The organism is Cryptosporangium sp. NPDC048952, assembly GCF_043197895.1.
Lineage (GTDB): Bacteria > Actinomycetota > Actinomycetes > Mycobacteriales > Cryptosporangiaceae > Cryptosporangium.
In genome coordinates, this window is the sequence record NZ_JBICTY010000003.1 from 538530 (window position 1) to 555993 (window position 17464).

Annotated in this window: 19 protein-coding genes; 5 read left to right on the forward strand and 14 right to left on the reverse strand. The window is 72.1% G+C overall.

What is annotated here, in order from left to right:
- The first annotated feature begins 182 nt into the window (after nucleotides 1–182).
- From ACGFY5_RS18520 to ACGFY5_RS18530, 3 genes are read left to right on the forward strand one after another with little or no spacing between them, the layout of a single operon-like run.
- Nucleotides 183–539, forward strand: coding sequence for an Rv2175c family DNA-binding protein (locus ACGFY5_RS18520; protein WP_392721278.1), 357 nt, complete (start codon nucleotides 183–185; stop codon nucleotides 537–539).
- Nucleotides 536–859 (forward strand): lycopene cyclase domain-containing protein, encoded by a 324-nt coding sequence (locus ACGFY5_RS18525; RefSeq protein WP_392721280.1) that lies wholly within the window; start codon nucleotides 536–538, stop codon nucleotides 857–859. The genes ACGFY5_RS18520 and ACGFY5_RS18525 overlap by 4 nt, the downstream gene beginning before the upstream one ends.
- Nucleotides 856–1158 carry a lycopene cyclase domain-containing protein gene (locus tag ACGFY5_RS18530; RefSeq protein ID WP_392721281.1) on the forward strand — a complete coding sequence of 101 codons (303 nt, stop codon included), beginning with the start codon at nucleotides 856–858 and terminating at the stop codon, nucleotides 1156–1158. The genes ACGFY5_RS18525 and ACGFY5_RS18530 overlap by 4 nt, the downstream gene beginning before the upstream one ends.
- Here the strand turns inward: ACGFY5_RS18530 and ACGFY5_RS18535 are convergent.
- Genes ACGFY5_RS18535 through ACGFY5_RS18565 form a run of 7 tightly spaced genes read right to left on the reverse strand, consistent with a single transcriptional unit; the run spans nucleotide 1109 to nucleotide 8503 of the window.
- Nucleotides 1109–1549 (reverse strand): VOC family protein, encoded by a 441-nt coding sequence (locus ACGFY5_RS18535; protein ID WP_392721283.1) that lies wholly within the window; start codon nucleotides 1547–1549, stop codon nucleotides 1109–1111. The two genes, ACGFY5_RS18530 and ACGFY5_RS18535, sit on opposite strands and share 50 nt — an antisense overlap.
- The gene (locus ACGFY5_RS18540) at nucleotides 1546–1992 is read right to left on the reverse strand and encodes a helix-turn-helix transcriptional regulator (protein WP_392721284.1); all 447 of its coding nucleotides are present in this window, start codon (nucleotides 1990–1992) and stop codon (nucleotides 1546–1548) included. The genes ACGFY5_RS18535 and ACGFY5_RS18540 overlap by 4 nt, the downstream gene beginning before the upstream one ends.
- A gap of 22 nt (nucleotides 1993–2014) precedes the next feature.
- Complete coding sequence (locus ACGFY5_RS18545) at nucleotides 2015–2947, reverse strand: phytoene/squalene synthase family protein (RefSeq protein ID WP_392721286.1); 933 nt, start codon at nucleotides 2945–2947, stop codon at nucleotides 2015–2017.
- Nucleotides 2934–4418 (reverse strand): polyprenol phosphomannose-dependent alpha 1,6 mannosyltransferase MptB, encoded by a 1485-nt coding sequence (gene mptB / locus ACGFY5_RS18550; RefSeq protein WP_392721288.1) that lies wholly within the window; start codon nucleotides 4416–4418, stop codon nucleotides 2934–2936. The genes ACGFY5_RS18545 and mptB overlap by 14 nt, the downstream gene beginning before the upstream one ends.
- A 13-nt stretch (nucleotides 4419–4431) precedes the next feature.
- On the reverse strand, nucleotides 4432–5919 hold the full coding sequence (gene crtI, locus ACGFY5_RS18555; RefSeq protein WP_392721290.1) for a phytoene desaturase family protein: 1488 nt from the start codon (nucleotides 5917–5919) through the stop codon (nucleotides 4432–4434).
- Nucleotides 5920–5963: 44 nt separating this feature from the next.
- A complete protein-coding gene (locus tag ACGFY5_RS18560) occupies nucleotides 5964–7358 on the reverse strand; it encodes a Tat pathway signal sequence domain protein (protein ID WP_392721291.1) in 1395 nt (464 codons plus the stop codon).
- Between the two features lie 50 nt (nucleotides 7359–7408).
- On the reverse strand, nucleotides 7409–8503 hold the full coding sequence (locus ACGFY5_RS18565) for a polyprenyl synthetase family protein (RefSeq protein ID WP_392721293.1): 1095 nt from the start codon (nucleotides 8501–8503) through the stop codon (nucleotides 7409–7411).
- 38 nt (nucleotides 8504–8541) lie between these two features.
- Here ACGFY5_RS18565 and metF point away from each other — a divergent pair, with 38 nt between their 5' ends.
- Entirely contained in the window at nucleotides 8542–9453 is a 912-nt protein-coding gene (gene metF, locus ACGFY5_RS18570) for a methylenetetrahydrofolate reductase [NAD(P)H] (RefSeq protein ID WP_392721296.1), read from the forward strand.
- Here the strand turns inward: metF and ACGFY5_RS18575 are convergent.
- Genes ACGFY5_RS18575 through ACGFY5_RS18600 form a run of 6 tightly spaced genes read right to left on the reverse strand, consistent with a single transcriptional unit; the run spans nucleotide 9450 to nucleotide 14647 of the window.
- On the reverse strand, nucleotides 9450–10928 hold the full coding sequence (locus ACGFY5_RS18575; RefSeq protein ID WP_392721298.1) for a phytoene desaturase family protein: 1479 nt from the start codon (nucleotides 10926–10928) through the stop codon (nucleotides 9450–9452). The genes metF and ACGFY5_RS18575 overlap by 4 nt on opposite strands.
- Nucleotides 10921–12072, reverse strand: a complete 1152-nt coding sequence (locus tag ACGFY5_RS18580; RefSeq protein WP_392721299.1) for a glycosyltransferase — start codon at nucleotides 12070–12072, stop codon at nucleotides 10921–10923. Before ACGFY5_RS18580 ends, ACGFY5_RS18575 begins: the two co-directional genes overlap by 8 nt.
- Nucleotides 12069–12839 carry a carotenoid biosynthesis protein gene (locus ACGFY5_RS18585; protein WP_392721300.1) on the reverse strand — a complete coding sequence of 257 codons (771 nt, stop codon included), beginning with the start codon at nucleotides 12837–12839 and terminating at the stop codon, nucleotides 12069–12071. Before ACGFY5_RS18585 ends, ACGFY5_RS18580 begins: the two co-directional genes overlap by 4 nt.
- Nucleotides 12836–13381, reverse strand: a complete 546-nt coding sequence (locus ACGFY5_RS18590) for a GNAT family N-acetyltransferase (protein ID WP_392722523.1) — start codon at nucleotides 13379–13381, stop codon at nucleotides 12836–12838. The genes ACGFY5_RS18585 and ACGFY5_RS18590 overlap by 4 nt, the downstream gene beginning before the upstream one ends.
- 5 nt (nucleotides 13382–13386) lie before the next feature.
- Complete coding sequence (locus tag ACGFY5_RS18595) at nucleotides 13387–14115, reverse strand: monooxygenase (RefSeq protein WP_392721301.1); 729 nt, start codon at nucleotides 14113–14115, stop codon at nucleotides 13387–13389.
- 37 nt (nucleotides 14116–14152) lie between these two features.
- Nucleotides 14153–14647 (reverse strand): YbaK/EbsC family protein, encoded by a 495-nt coding sequence (locus ACGFY5_RS18600; RefSeq protein WP_392721303.1) that lies wholly within the window; start codon nucleotides 14645–14647, stop codon nucleotides 14153–14155.
- 61 nt (nucleotides 14648–14708) lie between these two features.
- Between ACGFY5_RS18600 and ACGFY5_RS18605 the strand changes: the two genes are divergently transcribed.
- Nucleotides 14709–16028, forward strand: a complete 1320-nt coding sequence (locus ACGFY5_RS18605; protein WP_392721305.1) for an acyltransferase — start codon at nucleotides 14709–14711, stop codon at nucleotides 16026–16028.
- Between the two features lie 65 nt (nucleotides 16029–16093).
- Here ACGFY5_RS18605 and ACGFY5_RS18610 read toward each other — a convergent pair whose 3' ends face one another.
- Complete coding sequence (locus ACGFY5_RS18610; RefSeq protein ID WP_392721307.1) at nucleotides 16094–17443, reverse strand: trypsin-like peptidase domain-containing protein; 1350 nt, start codon at nucleotides 17441–17443, stop codon at nucleotides 16094–16096.
- Between the last annotated feature and the right edge of the window lie 21 nt (nucleotides 17444–17464).

Consider the following 17464-nt stretch of genomic DNA (forward strand, 5'->3'; position numbering starts at 1 on the left):
CTGTCGACGAGACAGGCGACCTGCCATCCCGGTGGGCAGATCCTCTCCCCCCAGGCGCCATGGTGACCTTTGGTCATGATATGACCACGGAGTTTCATGTCCGAGCACACGGATTGCGACGACAAAAGGTTCGCGCGGACTCCGTTCGTCACTCAACCGAGACGTCATGGCATCGTGGTCACGTGGAACCGAGTGAATGGCTGACCGTCCCCGAGGCCGCTGAGCGCCTCGACGTCCGGGTGACGCGGGTGCACCAGATGGTGAAGAGCAACGCGCTGATCGCGGTCCGCCGGGACGGCGTGCTGAAGCTGCCCGCCGAACTGGTTCCGGACCTGCGGTCGGCGGCCGGGCAGAACTCCAACCTGGCGCGCCACCTGGCCGGGGTGCTCACCGTGCTGCACGACGCCGGCTACCAGGCCGAAGAAGCGCTGACGTGGCTGTACACGCCCGACTCGTCGCTGCCCGAGGGCACGCCGGCGGCCGCGCTGAGCGAGCGGCCGACGGAGGTCAAGCGCCGAGCGCAGGCGCTGGGCTTTTGAGACACCTCAGCTACCTGGCGGTCCTCGTCTTCGTGGTGATCGGGTCCGGGTGGCTCGAGGTGTTCCTGCGGGTCCGGGTGTACCAACGGTGGAAGCGCCTCCTGCTGGCCCTGGCGCCCACCGTCGTGATCTTCGTGCTCTGGGACCTGGCCGCGATCGCGGCCGACCACTGGACGTTCGACCCCGCGCAGATGACCGGCGTCATGCTGGGTCCGCTGCCGCTCGAGGAGCTGCTGTTCTTCCTGGTGGTGCCGGTCGCGGCGATCCTGTCGTTCGAGGCGGTCCGGAAAGTCACGGGCTGGCCGGCGGGTGACGAGTGACGTACACCCAGGCCGCTGTCCTCGGCGTGATCGCCGCGATCGGCGTCGACTTCTTCGTCTGGCGCACCCGGCTGCTCACCCGCCGGGTCTGGTGGGTCTCCTACGCGATCGTCGTGTTCTTCCAACTGCTGACGAACGGGTTCCTCACCGGGCGGGGCATCGTCCTGTACAACCCGGACGACATCCTGGGCCTGCGCATCGTCTGGGCGCCGGTGGAGGACCTGCTGTTCGGGTTCGCGATGGTGCTGCTCACGGTGTCGACGTGGGTGCGGCTGGGACGAACTCGCGTATCTCGGTGAGCCGGACGTTGTTGCCCGACGGGTCCCGGAACGACGTGTCGACGCCGTAAGCCTGGGCCGTCGGCGGGTCGTTGAAGACCACGCCGCGCGCGGACAACTCGTCGTAGGCGGCCTGGCAGTCGTCGGTCTCCAGGAACAGCGTTCCGCCGGCGCCGCGGGCGACGAATTCGCCCATCTTCGCCGAGTCGGCGTCGTCGAGCAGTGGCGGGCCCGGCACGGGCATCAGCACCAGCCCGACGTCCGGCTGGCTGACCGGACCGACGACGAGCCAGCGGAACGTCCACTCCGGCATCGTCACGTCGGAGCGCACCTCCCAGCCGAGTTTGCCCACGTAGAAGGCCAGTGCCTCGTCCTGGTCGTGCACCCAGAACTGTGCGTTCGCGATCTTCATGCGGGCGAATCTACGGACGCCTCCGGCGTCGGGTCTTCTCGAAACGTGCGGTATGCCGGACGTCCGTAGCTGCGGGCGACGCAGAGCGGGATCCGGATGTGCCGGGTGGCCGGCGGGAACGACGCCCGGTACGACGTCGGGGAGAGCCCGAACACCCGGCCGAACGCTGTCGTGAACGAACCGACGCTGGTCAGGCCCACTGCGTGGCAGATACGGGCGACCGTCCAGTCGGTGTCGCGCAGCAGCGCCGCCGCCCGTTCCAGGCGCCGGGTCAGCAGGTACTGGTGCGGTGCCTCGCCGAACACGCGCCGGAACTCACGGCTGAAGTACGACGGCGAGAGCCCGGCGGCGTCCGCCAGGTCGCGGACCGTGATCGGCTCGGCGTACCGCACGTCAGCCAGGTCCCGGGCGCGCTGGAGGTGCCGGACCGGGTGCGCGCTCACGCCGGCGCCGTGGGGTGAGCGCTCATCGCGCGGCGGGAACGCGGCGGGCGCGGATCGCTCGCGCCAACGCGGGGATCGCCACCGCGGCGCGGCGCGTGTTGCTCACCGAGACCCGGCGGTCGAGCACCTGGTAGTCGGCGCGCTCCACGGCGTCGAGAATGCCGCCGTAGAGCAGGAACGCGGTCTTCATGCACTCCTGGCTGGCCGGGTGCAGCAGACGGAAGCCGGGCCAGGCGGACCGGTAGACCTCCCGGCAGCGGGCGATCTCGTAGGCCAGCAGCCGGCGGACCGGACCGTCCACGACGCCGCGCTCGAGGTGCTCGCGGTCGACGCCGAACACCGCCAGATCCTCCATCGGCAGGTAGATCCGCCCGCGCCGCAGGTCCTCGCCGACGTCGCGGATGAAGTTCGCCAGCTGGAACGCGACGCCCAGGTCGGCGGCGTACGGCTCGACGACCTCACGCGGCACCCCGGGGTGTTCGAGGATCGGCACCATCTGCAGGCCGATCACCGCGGCCGACCCGTAGACGTACGTCATGAGGTCGTCGTAGGTGGCGTACTCGGTGACGGTCAGGTCCATCCGCATCGAGTCGAGGAACGCGTCGATGTACTTCCGGTCGATGTCCCAGCGGGCGACGGTGTCGACGAGTGAACGCGTGATCGGGTGGTCCGACGCGCCGCGGTCGAGGTCGGCCCGGACGGAATCGGCGAACCCGTCCAGCTCGCGGGCCTTCTCGTCGTCCGACAGCGTCGAGCTCAGGTCGTCGACGATCTCGTCCGCGTACCGGGCGAAGCCGTAGAGCGCCTGCACGTACGGACGCTTCGCGGGCGGCAGCAGCAGCGTCGCCAGGTGGTAGGTCTTGCCGTGCTCGGCCAGGAGACGACGGCACTCCGCGTACGACGCGCGCAGCTCCGGGTCGGTGATGCCGGCGGCGTCCAGTTCACGGGAGCTCATGGCGGAGGACCTTCCAACGACGGGCGAGACAGACCAGAAGACCGACGGTGACGACGACGTCGAGGATCGTGCCGGGCAGCTTGGCCTCGGTCGCGAGGTTCTTGCCGTCGGGCAGGACCAGGAAGCAGAGGACGGTGCAGGCGACCGCGATCGCGGTGGTGAAACGCGGCGACGCGTCGGCGACGGCGGCCAGCGGCACCAGCAACCACACCATGTACCAGGGGTGGAACGCCGCACCGAGGACGATCGTCACCAGCAGGGCAGCGGTGCAGGCGACGAGAACCCGGCGGGACTTCTCCGGTGTCGTGTGCACCCGCCACCAGATCGCGACCAGCAGGATCAGCGTGAGCACGGTGCCGACGGCGCGACCGGCCGACAGCGCTCCGGCGTCGTGCGTGGTGAACCAGCCCGCGGCCAGGCCCCACCCGGTCGGCAGCGACGTCCACTGGACGCTGATCCCGTTCGTCACCAGCAGTGCGTGCACGAAGCCAGGGCCGACGCCCGCGGCCAGGCACGACAGCGCGATCGCGAGCAGGGCGGCGACCGTGGCCGGAACGGCCGCGCGCAGGATGCGGATCCATCGGCCCCGGAACCCGGACGCCGCCGGGAGCCCGGCCGCAATCAGCAGCACGACGAACGGCAGCACCACCACCGCGGAGAGCTTCACCGCCGCGGCCAGTCCGATCAGCGCACCCGCGGCCACTCCGCGGTGGCGCTGGGCCAGCAGCAGGCCCGCCGCGAGCAGCGGCACCAGGACGGCTTCGTTGTGCGCACCGCCGACGAGATGCGCGAGCAGCAGGGGGTTGGCGACCGCGATCCATTGCGCCCTGGCCGGGTCGGTGCCGAACGCGGCGGCGAGCCGCGGAACCAGCCACGCGAACGCGACCACGCCGATCACCGCGACCAGGCGCAACAGCCCCATCGCGACCAGCAGGTTCCCACCGGCAAAGCGCGCCGCGACGCCGCAGAACGCCAGGAACAGCGGACCGTACGGTGCGGGGGTATCGAGCCACGTCACCGACATCGACGACAGCCAGTCGACGCCGGGACCGCTGGTAATCGCCGACGGCCCCACCTGGTACGGGTCCAGGCCCTGGACCAGCAGCATCCCCTGACCGGGGTAGATGTAGAGGTCGCGGCTGAACAGCGGCGGCGCGAGGGCCAGCGGCACCGCCCACAGCGCCGCGTTGATCGTCAGCCCGCGCACGTCCGCGTCGCGCGAGCGCCACCACGCGAGCACGAGCAGCGCCATGCCGATCGCGGCCAGCGTGATGCACACCGAGGGACCGACGCCGTGCCGCAACGACCGCAGCACCGGAGCGTCGGTCAACGGATCGGGACGCGGCAGTGCACCGGCACCGACAGCGGCGACCCCGATCAGCACCGACCCGGCGAACCCCAGCCACCGGAAGCGGACGAAACGGTCTCCAGGCGCGGTGGCGGGGGCCGCGGCGACGGACGGGGAGGTCACGACGACCATGCTCTCAGCCTTGGCGACCCGTGATCCGCTCGGCCGCGAGCCGGCCCGAGACCAGCACCATCGGCACACCGACGCCCGGCTGCGTGCCCGATCCGGTGAACACGACGTTCGCATACCCACGCGCGAGGTTCGACGGCCGGAACGGGCCGGTCTGGAAGAAGGTGTGCGCTGCGGCGAACGGTGCGCCCATCGCGAGGCCGCTCGCCTGCCAGTCGGCGGGCGTCACGACGCGCTCCACCTCGATGCCGTCGCCGAAGCCGACGTAGCCGCGCGCTTCCAGTGTCGCGACGATCTCGTCGCGGTACCGCGGCCCGATCACCGACCAGTCGATCGGCGCTCCGGTGTGCGGCGTCGGCGCGAGCACGTAGTAGGTCTGCCGCCCGTCGGGGGCCAGCGACGGGTCCGACCGGGTCGGGTTGCACACCAGCAGCGACGGGTCGCTCATCAGTTCCTGACGGTCGATCAGCTCGGTGAACGTCCGTTTCCACGCGCGTCCGAAGTGGATGTTGTGGTGGACGGTCTTCGAGTACGTGGCGGTCGACCCGGCGTGCAGCAGGAAGCACGACGGCGAGTAGCGCAGTTTCGACAGCCGCCGCGGAGCGGCGGAGGAGGGGAGCAGGTCGCGGTAGGCGACCGGAAGGTCCGGATTGAGGACGACGACGTCCGCCGCGATGCGCTCGCCGTCGCTGGTGCGGACGCCGGTCGCGCGGCCGTTGGACGTCTCGACCTGCGTCACGGTCGTGCCGTAGCGGATCTGTGCGCCGTGCTTCTCGGCGGCGCCGGCCAACGCCGCGGGCACGGCGTGGATGCCGCCCCGGGGGAAGAACACCCCGGCGACCGAGTCCATGTACGCGATCACCGCGTAGATCGCCAGGGCCTGGAACGGCGAGACGCCGGCGTACATCGCCTGGAAGCTGAAAACGCGCTGCGTGCGGGGGTCCTTCAGGTACTGGCCGACCTTCGGCGCGAGCCGGCGGAAGCCGCCGAGCGCGAGCAGGCGGGCAATGCCGGGCCCGACCAGGTCGAGCGGGGAATCGAGGTTGCGGTCGATGAACTCGTCCATCTCGAGGCGGTAGAGCTCGGAGACGAACCCGACGAACTTTCGGTAGCCGTCGGCCTCCTTCGGCCCGCAGACGCGCGCGATCTCCGCCGCCATGCGCTCGGTGTCCGGGTGGACGTCGAGCGTCGAACCGTCCGGGTAGAACGCGCGGTAGAGCGGGCTGACCTCGTCGAGCGTCAGCCAGTCGTCCATCCGCTCGCCGACCGCGCCGAACGCGTCCTCGATCAGGTTGGGCATCGTCAGGACGGTCGGGCCGGTGTCGAACTGGTAACCGTCGACGCTCAGCCGCCCGGCCCGCCCGCCGGGCACCTCTTCCCGCTCGACGATCGTCACCTGCCGTCCGGCGCCGAGCAGTCTCAGCGCGCAGGACAGACCGGCGAGGCCGGCTCCGACGACGACGACGTGATCAGTGGGGCCTTCAACCGTGCGCACGATTCCACACGCTAGGGCACCGGCCGGGCAACGGCATTTCGGAGCTACACGCGTGTTCGCGCGGGCGCGAGCGGGTTGCGCCCGGTAGCGGCGAGCAGGTACCAGGCGGTGGTGCCCACGTGCCGGTACGGGTAGTAGCCGAAGTCACTCGCCCCGGCGTGCAGTGGGCTGGACGCGGCGACGATGCCTTCGCCGGTCGCAACCGGCTTTCCGCCACCGGTCTTCCCGCCGACGAACCGGGTCTGGGCGTCCACGAGCCGGCTCAGCTGTACGAAAGCGGCGTCGCGGTCACCCGGGGCGCCGCGGCTCAGCAGCGCGGCCGCGAGCTGCGCCGACCCGGCGTACCAGACCGCGTCGGGGTCGGGCGCGCTCAGGCCCGGCTCGATCGGCTGGTCGGGGTTGGCCAGGCGGCTCCAGTCGCTGAACGTGACGCCGGTCGCCGTGGTGGTCGCGGCCAGTGCGCTGTTCGCGCTGCCGGCCGTGTCGGTCGTCGTCAGCGTCGACGTCACGTAGTCCAGCGACGTCCGCTGGGCGTCGGCGCGCAGCGCGAGCACCGGGAGGGTCTGGGCCTCGGTGGTCACCGGGAACGGCGCGGGCAGCACCCCGTCGTACGAGCCGGTCGCGTAGTAACCGCCGGACGACTGCCACATCGCGGCGACGAACGCGGCGGCCTTGGCCCGGCGCTCGGTCCAGACCTTCGCTCCTGTCGACGCGGCGAGCTGGTCGAAGAACGCGACGAGCACGGCGTTGTGCCCGGTGTCGGTGCGGCTCAGGACGTCACCCGCGCGGCCGACGCCGGCGCGGAACCCGCCGAGCGGCTGGTCGGTCGAGCAGTTCGTGACGATCCACTCGCCGAGCCGGGCGGCCGCGGTGCCGTACGCGGCGCCCTGGCCCCGGCGGGCCAGCGCGAGCAGCGCCAGCCCCGCCCAGGCCTGGTCACCGGTGGTGCTCGCGCTGTGGTCGAAGACGTTGCCGCTGTTCACCAGACCACCGTCGGGCTGGACGAACCCGTCCGGCTGGACGACGCCGTTCCGCGTGTACGGCCCCACCGTGTAGGACTCCCGGAGGCGGCCGTCCCGGTAGGCCGGGTCGTGCTCCTGGGCGTAGCGCAGCGAGTCGCCGATCGTCTTCGCCCTGGCCGTGGACGCGTCGGACCCCTCGGCCAGGTACGCGAGCGCGGCCAGCGCGGCGTCGGAGGTGTAAGCCGACCCGAAGAGGCCCGCCTCGTCGGTGTAGGACTGCGGCAGACGCAGCTCCCCGTATGCCGGGTAGTGCACGTCCATCGCGGTGTCGAGGAAGCGGTACCCGGCGCGGACGGCCGGGTGCCACACCGTGCCCACGGGGGCGGCCCCGAAAGCAGGTTCGCCGAGCCACAGGGCGCCGGCGAGAACGCCGCCACCGACCAGCAGGTTCCGCCGACTGATTCCGGTACGTGTCACCTGCTCATTGGGCACGGGCACGGTTGCAATCGGCGTCGACACGCCGGTGGTCAGGCCTTTCGGGCCGTGGCGGCGGCGGCGAGCTCGCCCAGCGCGTCCGCTGCTTCGGCGTCGATCGCGGCGTTCTTGAGAGCGGTCGTGGCACGGGCGGTCAGCGCACTGATCCGCTCTTCGGTGCGCGCGAGCGCGCCGGTCTCGACGAGCACCCCGCGCAGCGCCTCGACGCCGTCCGGGCCCAGGCCGGGGTCGCCGAGATGGCGCTCGATCAGCGCGTGCTGGGCGGGGGTGGCCTGCTCGGCGGCGTACGCGAGCAGCAGCGTGCGCTTGCCCTCACGCAGGTCGTCGCCAGCGGGCTTGCCGGTCTCGGTCGGGTCACCGAACACACCGAGGACGTCGTCACGCAGCTGGAACGCCTCGCCGACCGGCAGCCCGAAGCGGCTGAGCGCGTCGGTCAGGTCCGGGCCGGCGCCCGCCAGTGCCGCACCCAGGTGCAGCGGACGCTCGACGGTGTACTTCGCCGACTTGTACCGCACGACGCGCAGCGCGCGATCGACCGAGTGGTCGCCCTGCGCCTGGGCCAGTACGTCGAGGTACTGGCCGGCCATGATCTCGGTGCGCATCTCGTCCCATACCGGACGGGCGCGCTTGAGTGCGTCGTCCGGCATCCCGGAGCGGTCGAGCATCTCGTCGCCCCAGATCAGGCAGACGTCACCGAGCAGGATCGCGGCGGCGGTGCCGAACTTGTCGGCGTCGCCGTGGTATCCCTCGGTTCCGTGCAGCGCGGCGAACCGCTTGTGCACTGCCGGTTTGCCGCGACGGGTGTCGGAGCCGTCCATGACGTCGTCGTGGATGAGCGCACAGGCCTGCACGAACTCGAGCGCGGCGACCGCCCGGACCACGGCTTCCGAGCCCACGGCCCCGGCCGCCCGGTAACCCCAGTAGGCGAACGCCGGGCGGAGGCGCTTGCCGCCGTCGAGGAAGTCCGCGAGCGCGTCGGCGACCGGACCGAGTTCCGGGCCGACCAGCGCGAGAGTGCCGCGCTGACGGTGGAGCTGGGCTCGGAGGGCCGCGCTGACGCGGGTCCGCAGGTCGTCCCGGTCGAGCGGGGAGGCGGGCACGCGGGGCTCCTTCTTTGACGGGTTCATGTCAAGGTATCTCCTCGACCCGACTACAGTGTTGGCACATGGCAACCGGTGTCTCTGTTCGACGCACCTCTGTGGGTGATCTCGTCCGTGACGAGGCGCCGACGTTCTCGTTCGAGTTCTTCCCGCCCAAGACCGAAGCGGGGGAGCGGCAGCTCTGGCAGGCGATCCGCGAGCTCGAGGCGTTGCAGCCCTCGTTCGTGTCGATCACCTACGGGGCCGGGGGGTCCAGCCGGGACACCACTGTCGCGATCACCGAGCGCATCGCGTCGGAGACGACGCTGCTGCCGATGGCGCACCTCACCGCCGTGAACCACTCGGTGGCCGAGCTGCGCAACGTGATCGGGCACTACGCCGCGGTCGGTGTGCACGACGTGATGGTGCTGCGTGGTGACCCGCCGGGTGATCCGCAGGCGGAGTGGATCGCGCACCCGTCGGGTTTCGAGTACGCCAGCGACCTGGTGAAGTTGGTACGGGATTCCGGCGAGTTCTGCGTGGGTGTCGCCGCGTTCCCGGAGAAGCACCCGCGCTCGCCCGACTTCGAGTCGGACGTGCGGTACTTCGTGGAGAAGTGCCGTGCGGGAGCGGACTTCGCGATCACCCAGTTCTTCTTCGACTGGGAGGACTGGGCGCGGCTCCGGGACGCGGTCGTCGCGTCGGGCTGCGACGTGCCGATCGTCCCGGGTGTGATGCCGGTGACGAACGTGTCGCAGATCGAGCGGATGGCGGTGTTGTCCGGGGCGGCGTTCCCGTCGGAGCTGGCGTCGCGGCTGCGTGCGGTGGCGGACGACCCGGTGGCGGTGCGGGCGATCGGGGTCGAGGTGGCGACCGAGTTGTCCGCGAAGTTGCTCGCGGAGGGCGCACCGGGGATCCACTTCATCACGCTGAACCGCAGCGCCTCGACGCGAGAAGTCTACGACAACCTGGCCCCTGCCTCCGTCGCGGTGCGCTAGGCGGGGCCGATCAAACCGGCGACGGTTTGAGCTGACAGGGTCACCAAGGGCAAGCCGCCGCCGGGGTGGGAGCTGCCGCCCACCAGGAAGAGGCCCGGGACGGGGCTGCGGTTCGCCGGGCGGAGGAACGCGGCGCTCGCGCCGTTGCTCGAGGTTCCGTAGATCGCGCCGCCCACGGCGTGCGTCCGGGCCTCGAGGTCGGCGGGTGTGCGGATCTCGCGGAACAGGATCCGGCCCTCGAGGTCGTGACCCCGGTGCGCCAACTTCTCGACAAGCAGGTCCGCGTACCGCTCAGCCAGGCCTGGCGTCCGCCAGTCCACTGCTCCCTTGCCGACGCCATGGCGCGCGGCGTTGACCAGCACGAACCACGCTTCGTGACCCTCGGGGCGCACGTCCGGATCGTCGGGCACCGAGAGATAGAGCGTCGGGTCCGGCACGGGGCGGCCGGGATCGCCGAACACATCGTCGAACTCGGCGTCGTACTTTCCCGGCGGGAACAGCACCGTGTGATGGGCGAGTCCGGGCGTCCGGCCACGCACCCCGAGCAGCAGGACGAAGCCCGACAGCGACGGCGTGGTGGCGCGCAGGCGCCGTGCTGCCGACGGCACCGTGATCAGGTCCGAGTAGACGTGCGCGGCGTCGGCGTTGGCCACGACGACGTCGGCGGGCAGGTGACTACCGTCGGCGAGCTGGACGCCGTTCGCTCCGGTGCCGTTCGCGAGGATGCGGGTGACCTCGGTGCTCGTCCGGATCTTCACGCCGTGCTCCTCGCACCGCGCCTGCAGCGCCTCGGCGAGCCGGCGCAGGCCGCCGCGCAGGTACCAGCCGCCGTATCTCAGCTCGGCGTACGGCACCGACGCGAGGGCGGCCGGGGCCTTGCGCGGGTCGGAGCCGGTGTAGGTCGCGTAGCGCTCGACGAATTGCCGCAGTCGCGGATCGCGCAAATAGGAGCGAGCCAACGCCCGCAGTGAGCGGCCGGGGGCGATCGTGAGCAGGTCAGGGATCCGCGTCGTGTAGCGGGCGAGCGTGCGGGGGCCGTCGAGGGTCGAAGCGAGGAACGGTTGGTACGTGGCGTCCCAGATGCGTTCGGCGCGTGTCCAGAACGCGGCCCAGTCGCTGCCGGCGCCGCCGCCGAAGGCGTCGTCGATGCGTCGGCGGAATTCGTAGGGGTCGGCGCAGGAGTCGAGCTCGGTGCCGTCGCCGAAGCGGTAGTGGGCGATCGGGTCGAGGGGGACGAGGTCGAGTACCGACTCGAGGGGGTCGCCGGTTTCGCGGAAGAAGTCCGCGAAGACCTGCGGCATCGTGACGAGGCTCGGGCCGGTGTCGAAGCGGAAGCCGTCGCGGGTCAGAAGCCCGAGTTTTCCGCCGACCTCGGGGGCGCGTTCGCAGACCGTGACCCGGTGCCCTCCGGCCGCCAGCCGCGCCGCCACCGCCAGCCCACCGACCCCGGCACCCACCACCACGACCTCAGCCAACGTTTCGGCCTTTCCAGGTGAGGGTGCCGCGGCGGTGTTCGCGGAGGGAGCGGGCCACCAGGTAGGCGAAGGTGGCTATGGAGGCCGGGTGGGCCAGGGCGTCGGGAAAGGCTCGGCCGCCGCTGGCGCGGGCCGCGACGACCCGGCTGGTGACGCCGGCCGCGTAGCCGAGCAGGCCGAGGCGGCTGCCACGCAGGGCCGCGACCGCCGGCACGACGTAGAGCAGGCTCAGCCCGCTCACAGTGGCGGCGGCCCCCGCCGGTGAGCCGAACGCGGCCCAGAGCGACTTGCTGTAGCCGTCCCGGAGTTCGGTCCACGACCCGTACATGTGGCACTCGGCGAGCGTCGACCCGTCGGTGACCACGCCCCGACCTCCGCTGCGCTTCACGGCACGGAGCAGGCCGATGTCCTCGAGCACGTCGTCGCGCACGGCGGCATGACCACCGGCGGCGTCGTACGCCTTGCGCCGCACGACCAGGAACTGGCCGTTCGCGGCGGTCAGCGAGGGCTTCGGGGAGCGTTCGGCCAGGCCGAGGGGGAGCGTCGTGAGCCACGACCACTGCAGGAGCGGCTGCACGAGCCGCTCGGCGCCGGTTTCCGCGATCTGGCGGGGGTAGGGCGAGACGAGGTCGAGGTCCGACTCGTCCAGGACGGCGATCGCGGCGGCGAGCGCGTCCGGCGCGAGCGTGACGTCGGCGTCGACGAAAACGATCACGTCCGACGACGGGTCGGCGGCGTCGGCGGCCTGCTGGCAGGCGTGGGGCTTGCCGAGCCAGCCCGGGGGAAGGGGTGCGCCGGTCACGAGCCGCACCCGGTCGTCGGCAATCTGCCGGACGATGTCGGCGGTGCGGTCGGTGCTGCCGTCGTCGAGCACGACGACCTCGTAGGCCGGCACGCCCCGCTGGGCGAGCAGAGCCCGCAGACACGCCTCGACCCGCTGCTCTTCGTCCCGCACCGGCAGCAACACCGAGACGCGCACCTGCGTTTCCGGCGGCTGGGACGGCGGCCGCCGCAACTTCCGCGCATTGACGACGCTGTGCGCCGCCAGCGCGAGCGCGCCGACGGTGCCCCAGGCAACCGGATCGGCCGCGAAGCGCCGCACCGGCCCGCCCCGGCGCGAGCGCCGGCGTGCGCCGGGCGTCATCGGGTGCTCGCCATCGGCGCCGGGCGGGTGGTGCGGGTGAGGCTCACCGCCAGGGGGAGGGCCACTACGCCCATGCCGAGGGCACCCCACGCAGCCGACGCCGGGAGGCCGAAGAAGGCCACGTGCGCCAGCACCGACGACGCATAGGTCCACAGATAGAAGCCGAACATCGGCGCGACCGGCCCGGCATCCCCCTCACCGAGGAACAGCCGTAGCAACCCCGACATCACGACCGCGACCAGCACCCACCCGACGTAGTTCGAGATCGGAATCCCGGGAACCCCGGGCAACCCCGCCCCCGGCGACGACCACGTCCAGTGCCCGGCGTCGACCATCTGCGGATCGAGGAACAGGTCCCACGACGCGAGCGCCCATCCCGACACCGCCACCCGCGCCCACCCCGACGCCAGCCGTCCCGCGACGAGCCACGCCGGCCACGCCATCATCGTCCACGCGAGCGGGATCACCCACGGCACACCGAGGAGCTTCGATCCGAGCGAGTCCGCGTACGCGTACGCACCGAACGGGAACCCGGTCGCGGTACCCAGCGCCTCGACGACCAGCCCACCGCCCGCGGTGACCACCACGAGCACGGCGGCCACCCGCACGCCCCGGGTCACCGCGGCGTGCGTCACCGCCGCGGCGAACCCCAGGGCCACCGTCACCATCGTCAGAACGTTCCGAGCAGAACCGCTCACCAGCGGATACGCGATCTGGGCCAGGACGGTGAGCCCGACCAGGACGACCGGTACCCGCTGGCGGATCACGGCGTCGGGTCGTCGAGCGGCAGACCGCGGCCCAGCACCGCGAACGGCCGGTCGTCGCCGGGGAACACGACGTCGCGCAGCACGTCGAGAAAACCGAGGCGCCGGTACAGCTTCCAGGCCCGCGACTCGCCACCCTCCGGCGTCGACAGCGCGGTCGTGCGCCGGTTCACGCCGTCGAGCAGCAACCGGATCTGCTTCTCCCCGATGCCCTGTCCCTGCACACCCGGAGCGACGTGCAGCTCGACGACCTCGAAGCAGTCGGAGAGCCACGCCCGGTACCCGTTCGGGTCCAGACGCGAGCGCACGTGCTCGTGCCACCACTGGCCCGGCTCACCGCGGTACCCGTAGCCGAACCCCACGACGTTGCCCTCGGCGTCGAGCGTGCCGACCGCCCGGAACTCCGGCCGGCGGGTGTGCGCCACGAGGATGCCCCGCCGCCCCTCGACCAGGCTCGGCGAGTAGTTCATCGCGGAGCCGTAGACGCCCAGCACCTCGTCGAGATGGGAGACGACGTCGCGGGCGGACCAGCGGGCCGGGGTCAGCGGAGTCACGTCAGCGGATCTCTGCCGTCCAGCGAGCCGTCCGCCCGCACCACGCCGAAACGGGCGAAGAGTTCCTCGGCGTACCACCCGGTCTCCTTCGTTCTACGGATCGCCGCCACGTGGGCGGCTCCCTGGTACGCGAACGCACGGAGGTCGTCCGCGCTCCGCCAGACGCTCAGCGTCCCCTGCCAGCCGGCCGGGGCCTCGCCGACGCCGATCGCGGCCCGCAGGCCGCCGTCCTTGCGATGGTCGTTCAATGCCGACGCCACGGGCGGCACCGCGCGCCAGAACGTCACCATTTTTCGTGCGGAAATCCGTGCGCGGGTCAACGCGGCGACCGGACCGTCCCACTTCCGCGGGGTCGGCGCGCCGAACGGCTCGCGCTTGGACCAGCGGCCGTACGAGGCCAGCGGGGTCAGTTCGAGCCGCCACCGCTCGTCGGCCAGCCGGCCCCACCCCCGGACCGTGGAGGTGCGTTCGAACGCGGCGGCCTCGGCTTCGGAGCCCCACGTCGCCAGCAGCGCCCAGCGGTTCGGATTGGCGTCGCGAACCGTGAACGTGTCGCCGCGGCCGGTTCCCAGCAGGCGCGCAAACCGCAACCCCGGCGTGTGCCGCAGCCGGAGGCGATCGGTGGCCATCCGCGTGAGTGCGGCCGGCACCCGTCGATCCGGGACGCCCCAGACGTGGACGGTGACGATCGGGGAGCCTGGTTCGGCTTCCCGCGCTGCTGGCATGTCGCCAGCCTACGGGTGAGCGTGCTGAACGGCAGCGTCAGGCGACCTCGGCCGCGACACCGCCGGTGATCCGGAGCAATTCGTCGTACGTGGTGGGGAAAACGGCGTGCGGTATGCCACCGGCCGCCCACACCGTGTCGTATCCCGCGAGTGCGACGTCGACCAGTGTGCGCACGCGCGCCGGGTGACCCACCGGGGCGACGCCGCCGATCGCCTGCCCCGTGGCGTCGCGGACGAACTCCGGCGTCGCGCGCCGGACGGCCTCGACCTCGACCAGCGCGGCCACCATCGCGGTGTCGACACGGTGTGCACCGGACGCGAGCACCAGCAGCGGCACCCCGTCGGCGTCGAAGATCAGCGAGTTCGCGATCTGCCCCACGCTCACGCCGAGCGCCTCGGCCGCCTGCGCGGCGGTGCGGACGGCGTCCGGGAGGATCCGCACCCGGTTCGACGAACCGAACGCTTCGAGCACGGCGTTCACCGCCGCGACGTTCGGGTGGACGGGCTCGGAGGTGGTGGGTGTCGACGTCATGGCGGGCATCATAGGTAGAAGTGCTCTCGGCGGGGAGCGTCCGAGCCGGGACCGTTGAGGCATGACGCCCTCCACCCTCTCGGCGGCGGATCTCGCCGCGGCCACCCCCGCGACCCGCGACCGGTACGTCGACCTCCTGCGGGTCTTCTCGATCGGAGTGGTGGTCCTCGGTCACTGGCTGATGCTCACGCTGTCGGTCGACGACGGGGAGCTGCGCACCGGCAACGTGCTGGCGTCCCTGCCCGCTGCCCAGGGGCTGACCTGGCTCTTCCAGGTGATGCCGCTGTTCTTCCTGGTCGGGGGCGCCGCGCACGCGGCCGCGCTAACGTCGCGGCGGCGGACCTACGCGGAGTTCGTCGCGTCGCGGCTGCGGCGGCTGCTGGTGCCGACCGCGGTGTTCCTCGGGGTGTGGGTGGTGATCGCGGCCGGGACCGAGCTGGCGGGGCTGCAGTCGCACGAGGTGCTGCGCCTCGCGACGCGGACGATCGTCCAGCCGCTGTGGTTCCTGGGTGTGTACCTGGGGGTCGTCGGGCTGGCGCCGCTGATGCACGCGGCGCACCGGCGGTGGGGGGTGTGGGTGCCGGTGGCGCTGGTCGTGGCGGCGGGTGTCGTCGACGCGGTCCGGCTGCTCGGGGGTGTCGAGGCGATCGGGGCGCTGAACGTGGCGCTCGTGTGGCTGGCCGCGCATCAGTTGGGCTTTCTCTTTGCCGACGGGGTGCTGACCCGGCGGGTCGGAACCGGGCTCGTGCTGGGCGGGCTGAGCGCCGTCGTGCTGCTCACGGTGGTGCTGGGCTGGTACCCGATCTCGATGGTGGGGCTGCCCGGCGCGCCGGTCTCGAACATGAACCCGCCGACGCTGGCGCTGGTGGCGCACGGAGCCTGGCTCACCGGTCTGGTCGTGCTGGCGCGCGGCCCGGTGACGCGGTGGCTGGCGCGTCGTTCGGTGTGGACGGGAGTCGTCGCGGCGAACGGCGTCGTCATGACAGTGTTCCTCTGGCACCTCACCGCCCTGTTCGTGCTGGCGGCGGCAGTGGCGTGGGGTCTGCCGACGCCCACCCCGGGCGGTGCGCTGTGGTGGGCGACCCGGCCGGTGTGGATCGCGGTGCTGGCCGCGCTGCTGCTGCCCCTGGTGCTGGCGTTCCGGCGCTTCGAGCGGCCGTCGCCGCGGGTTGCCGCCCGACACGGTGCGTTGGACGGGGTCGGCGCGGGCATCGGCGTCGCACTGGCGACGTTCGGCCTGCTCGTGGTGGCGGTGACCGGCCTCAACGGCCTGCTGGCGGAGCGCACGGCCCACCTCGTGGTCGTGCCCGTGACCGCCTGGATCGGACTGGTGGCTCTGGGCCTCGGCTGGGCCCTGGTCCGTGCGGCCGGGCGGAAATAACACCGCCGCACCACACCCCGGGGAAGGTGTGGCGCGGCGGTGGGCAGGCAGCGCGGGGGGTCCGGTCAGGTCGCGCTGCTGTTGAGCGTGGCGGTGGCCGTGGAGGTCTGGCCACCGCGCTGATACGTCACCTTCACCGACTCGCCCGGCGTGTGCGCCCGGACGGCCGCGACGAGTCCGTCGGTGTCGGTCACCCGGCGGTCGTCGATCGCGGTGACGACGTCGCCGGCCTTGAGCCCGGCCTTGTCCGCCGCGGACCCACTGGTCACCTGGGCGATCTGCGCGCCGGTGCCGGTCTCGGTGTCCTGGGCGCTGACGCCGAGCGTCGAGTGCTCGGCCGTGCCGTCCTGGATCAGCTGCTTGGCGACGTTCAGCGCGGTGTCGGAGGGGATCGCGAAACCGACGCCGATGTTGCCGGACTGGCTCTCCTGACCGCCGGACGAACCGCTCGAGACCGTGGCGATCGCGGAGTTGATGCCGATGACGCGGCCGGACAGGTCGACGAGCGCGCCGCCTGAGTTGCCCGGGTTGATCGCGGCGTCGGTCTGGACCGCGTCGAGGACGGTGTTCTGGTCGGTGGAGGAGCCGGTGCGCACCGGGCGGTTCAGCGCGCTGACGATGCCCTCGGTGACGGTGTTCGACAGGCCCAGCGGGGCGCCGACCGCGAGCACGGTCTGGCCGGTCTTGACCGTCGAGGACTGGGCGAACGTCGCGGGGGTGATCCCGCTGGTGTCGGCGAGTTTGATCACCGCGATGTCGGACGACGGGTCGCGGCCGACGATCGTCGCGGTGCGGTTCTCGCCGTTGGGCAGCGTGACGCTGATCGTGCCGCCGTCCGCGGCGGCTTCGACCACGTGGTTGTTGGTGAGGATGTGTCCTTGCGCGTCGATGACCACGCCGGATCCGGTGCCGGAGCCCGAGTTGGCCGCGACCTCGATCGTGACGACGCTCTTGAGCGCGGTCTCGGCTGCGGCTTCCACGGTGCCGGTGGCGCTGGTCTTCGTGACCGCGGTGCCCGACTCCTGGTTGATCGTCACGCCGGTGCCGGAGTGGTCGCTGACCGCGACCCCGACCGCCGCGCCGGTCCCACCGGCGACCAGCGCCAACACGAGCGCCCCGCCGGCGATGGCCGCCGCCAACGGCCCCCGCCGCCGTCCGTTGCTCGCGGGCGGCGCGAGCGTGCCGGTCTGGTGCCCGTGCGCGCCCCCGGAGGTCCAAGCCGGAAACGGCCCGGTCTGATGGGTGGCCGAGTTGTAGGCCGGAGGAGCGGAGTAGGGAGCGGAAGGGGAGACAGGAGGCTGGGGAGCCCAGGGGGAGGACGCGTCCGAGGGGCGCGGGGTCCCGAGCGAGTGCTCAGTCGACGGGGTGCCGGCCTGGTCACCGCCGGCTGCGGGTGAGCGGTGCGATTCGTCCATGTCTGCAACGATCGCTCGCGA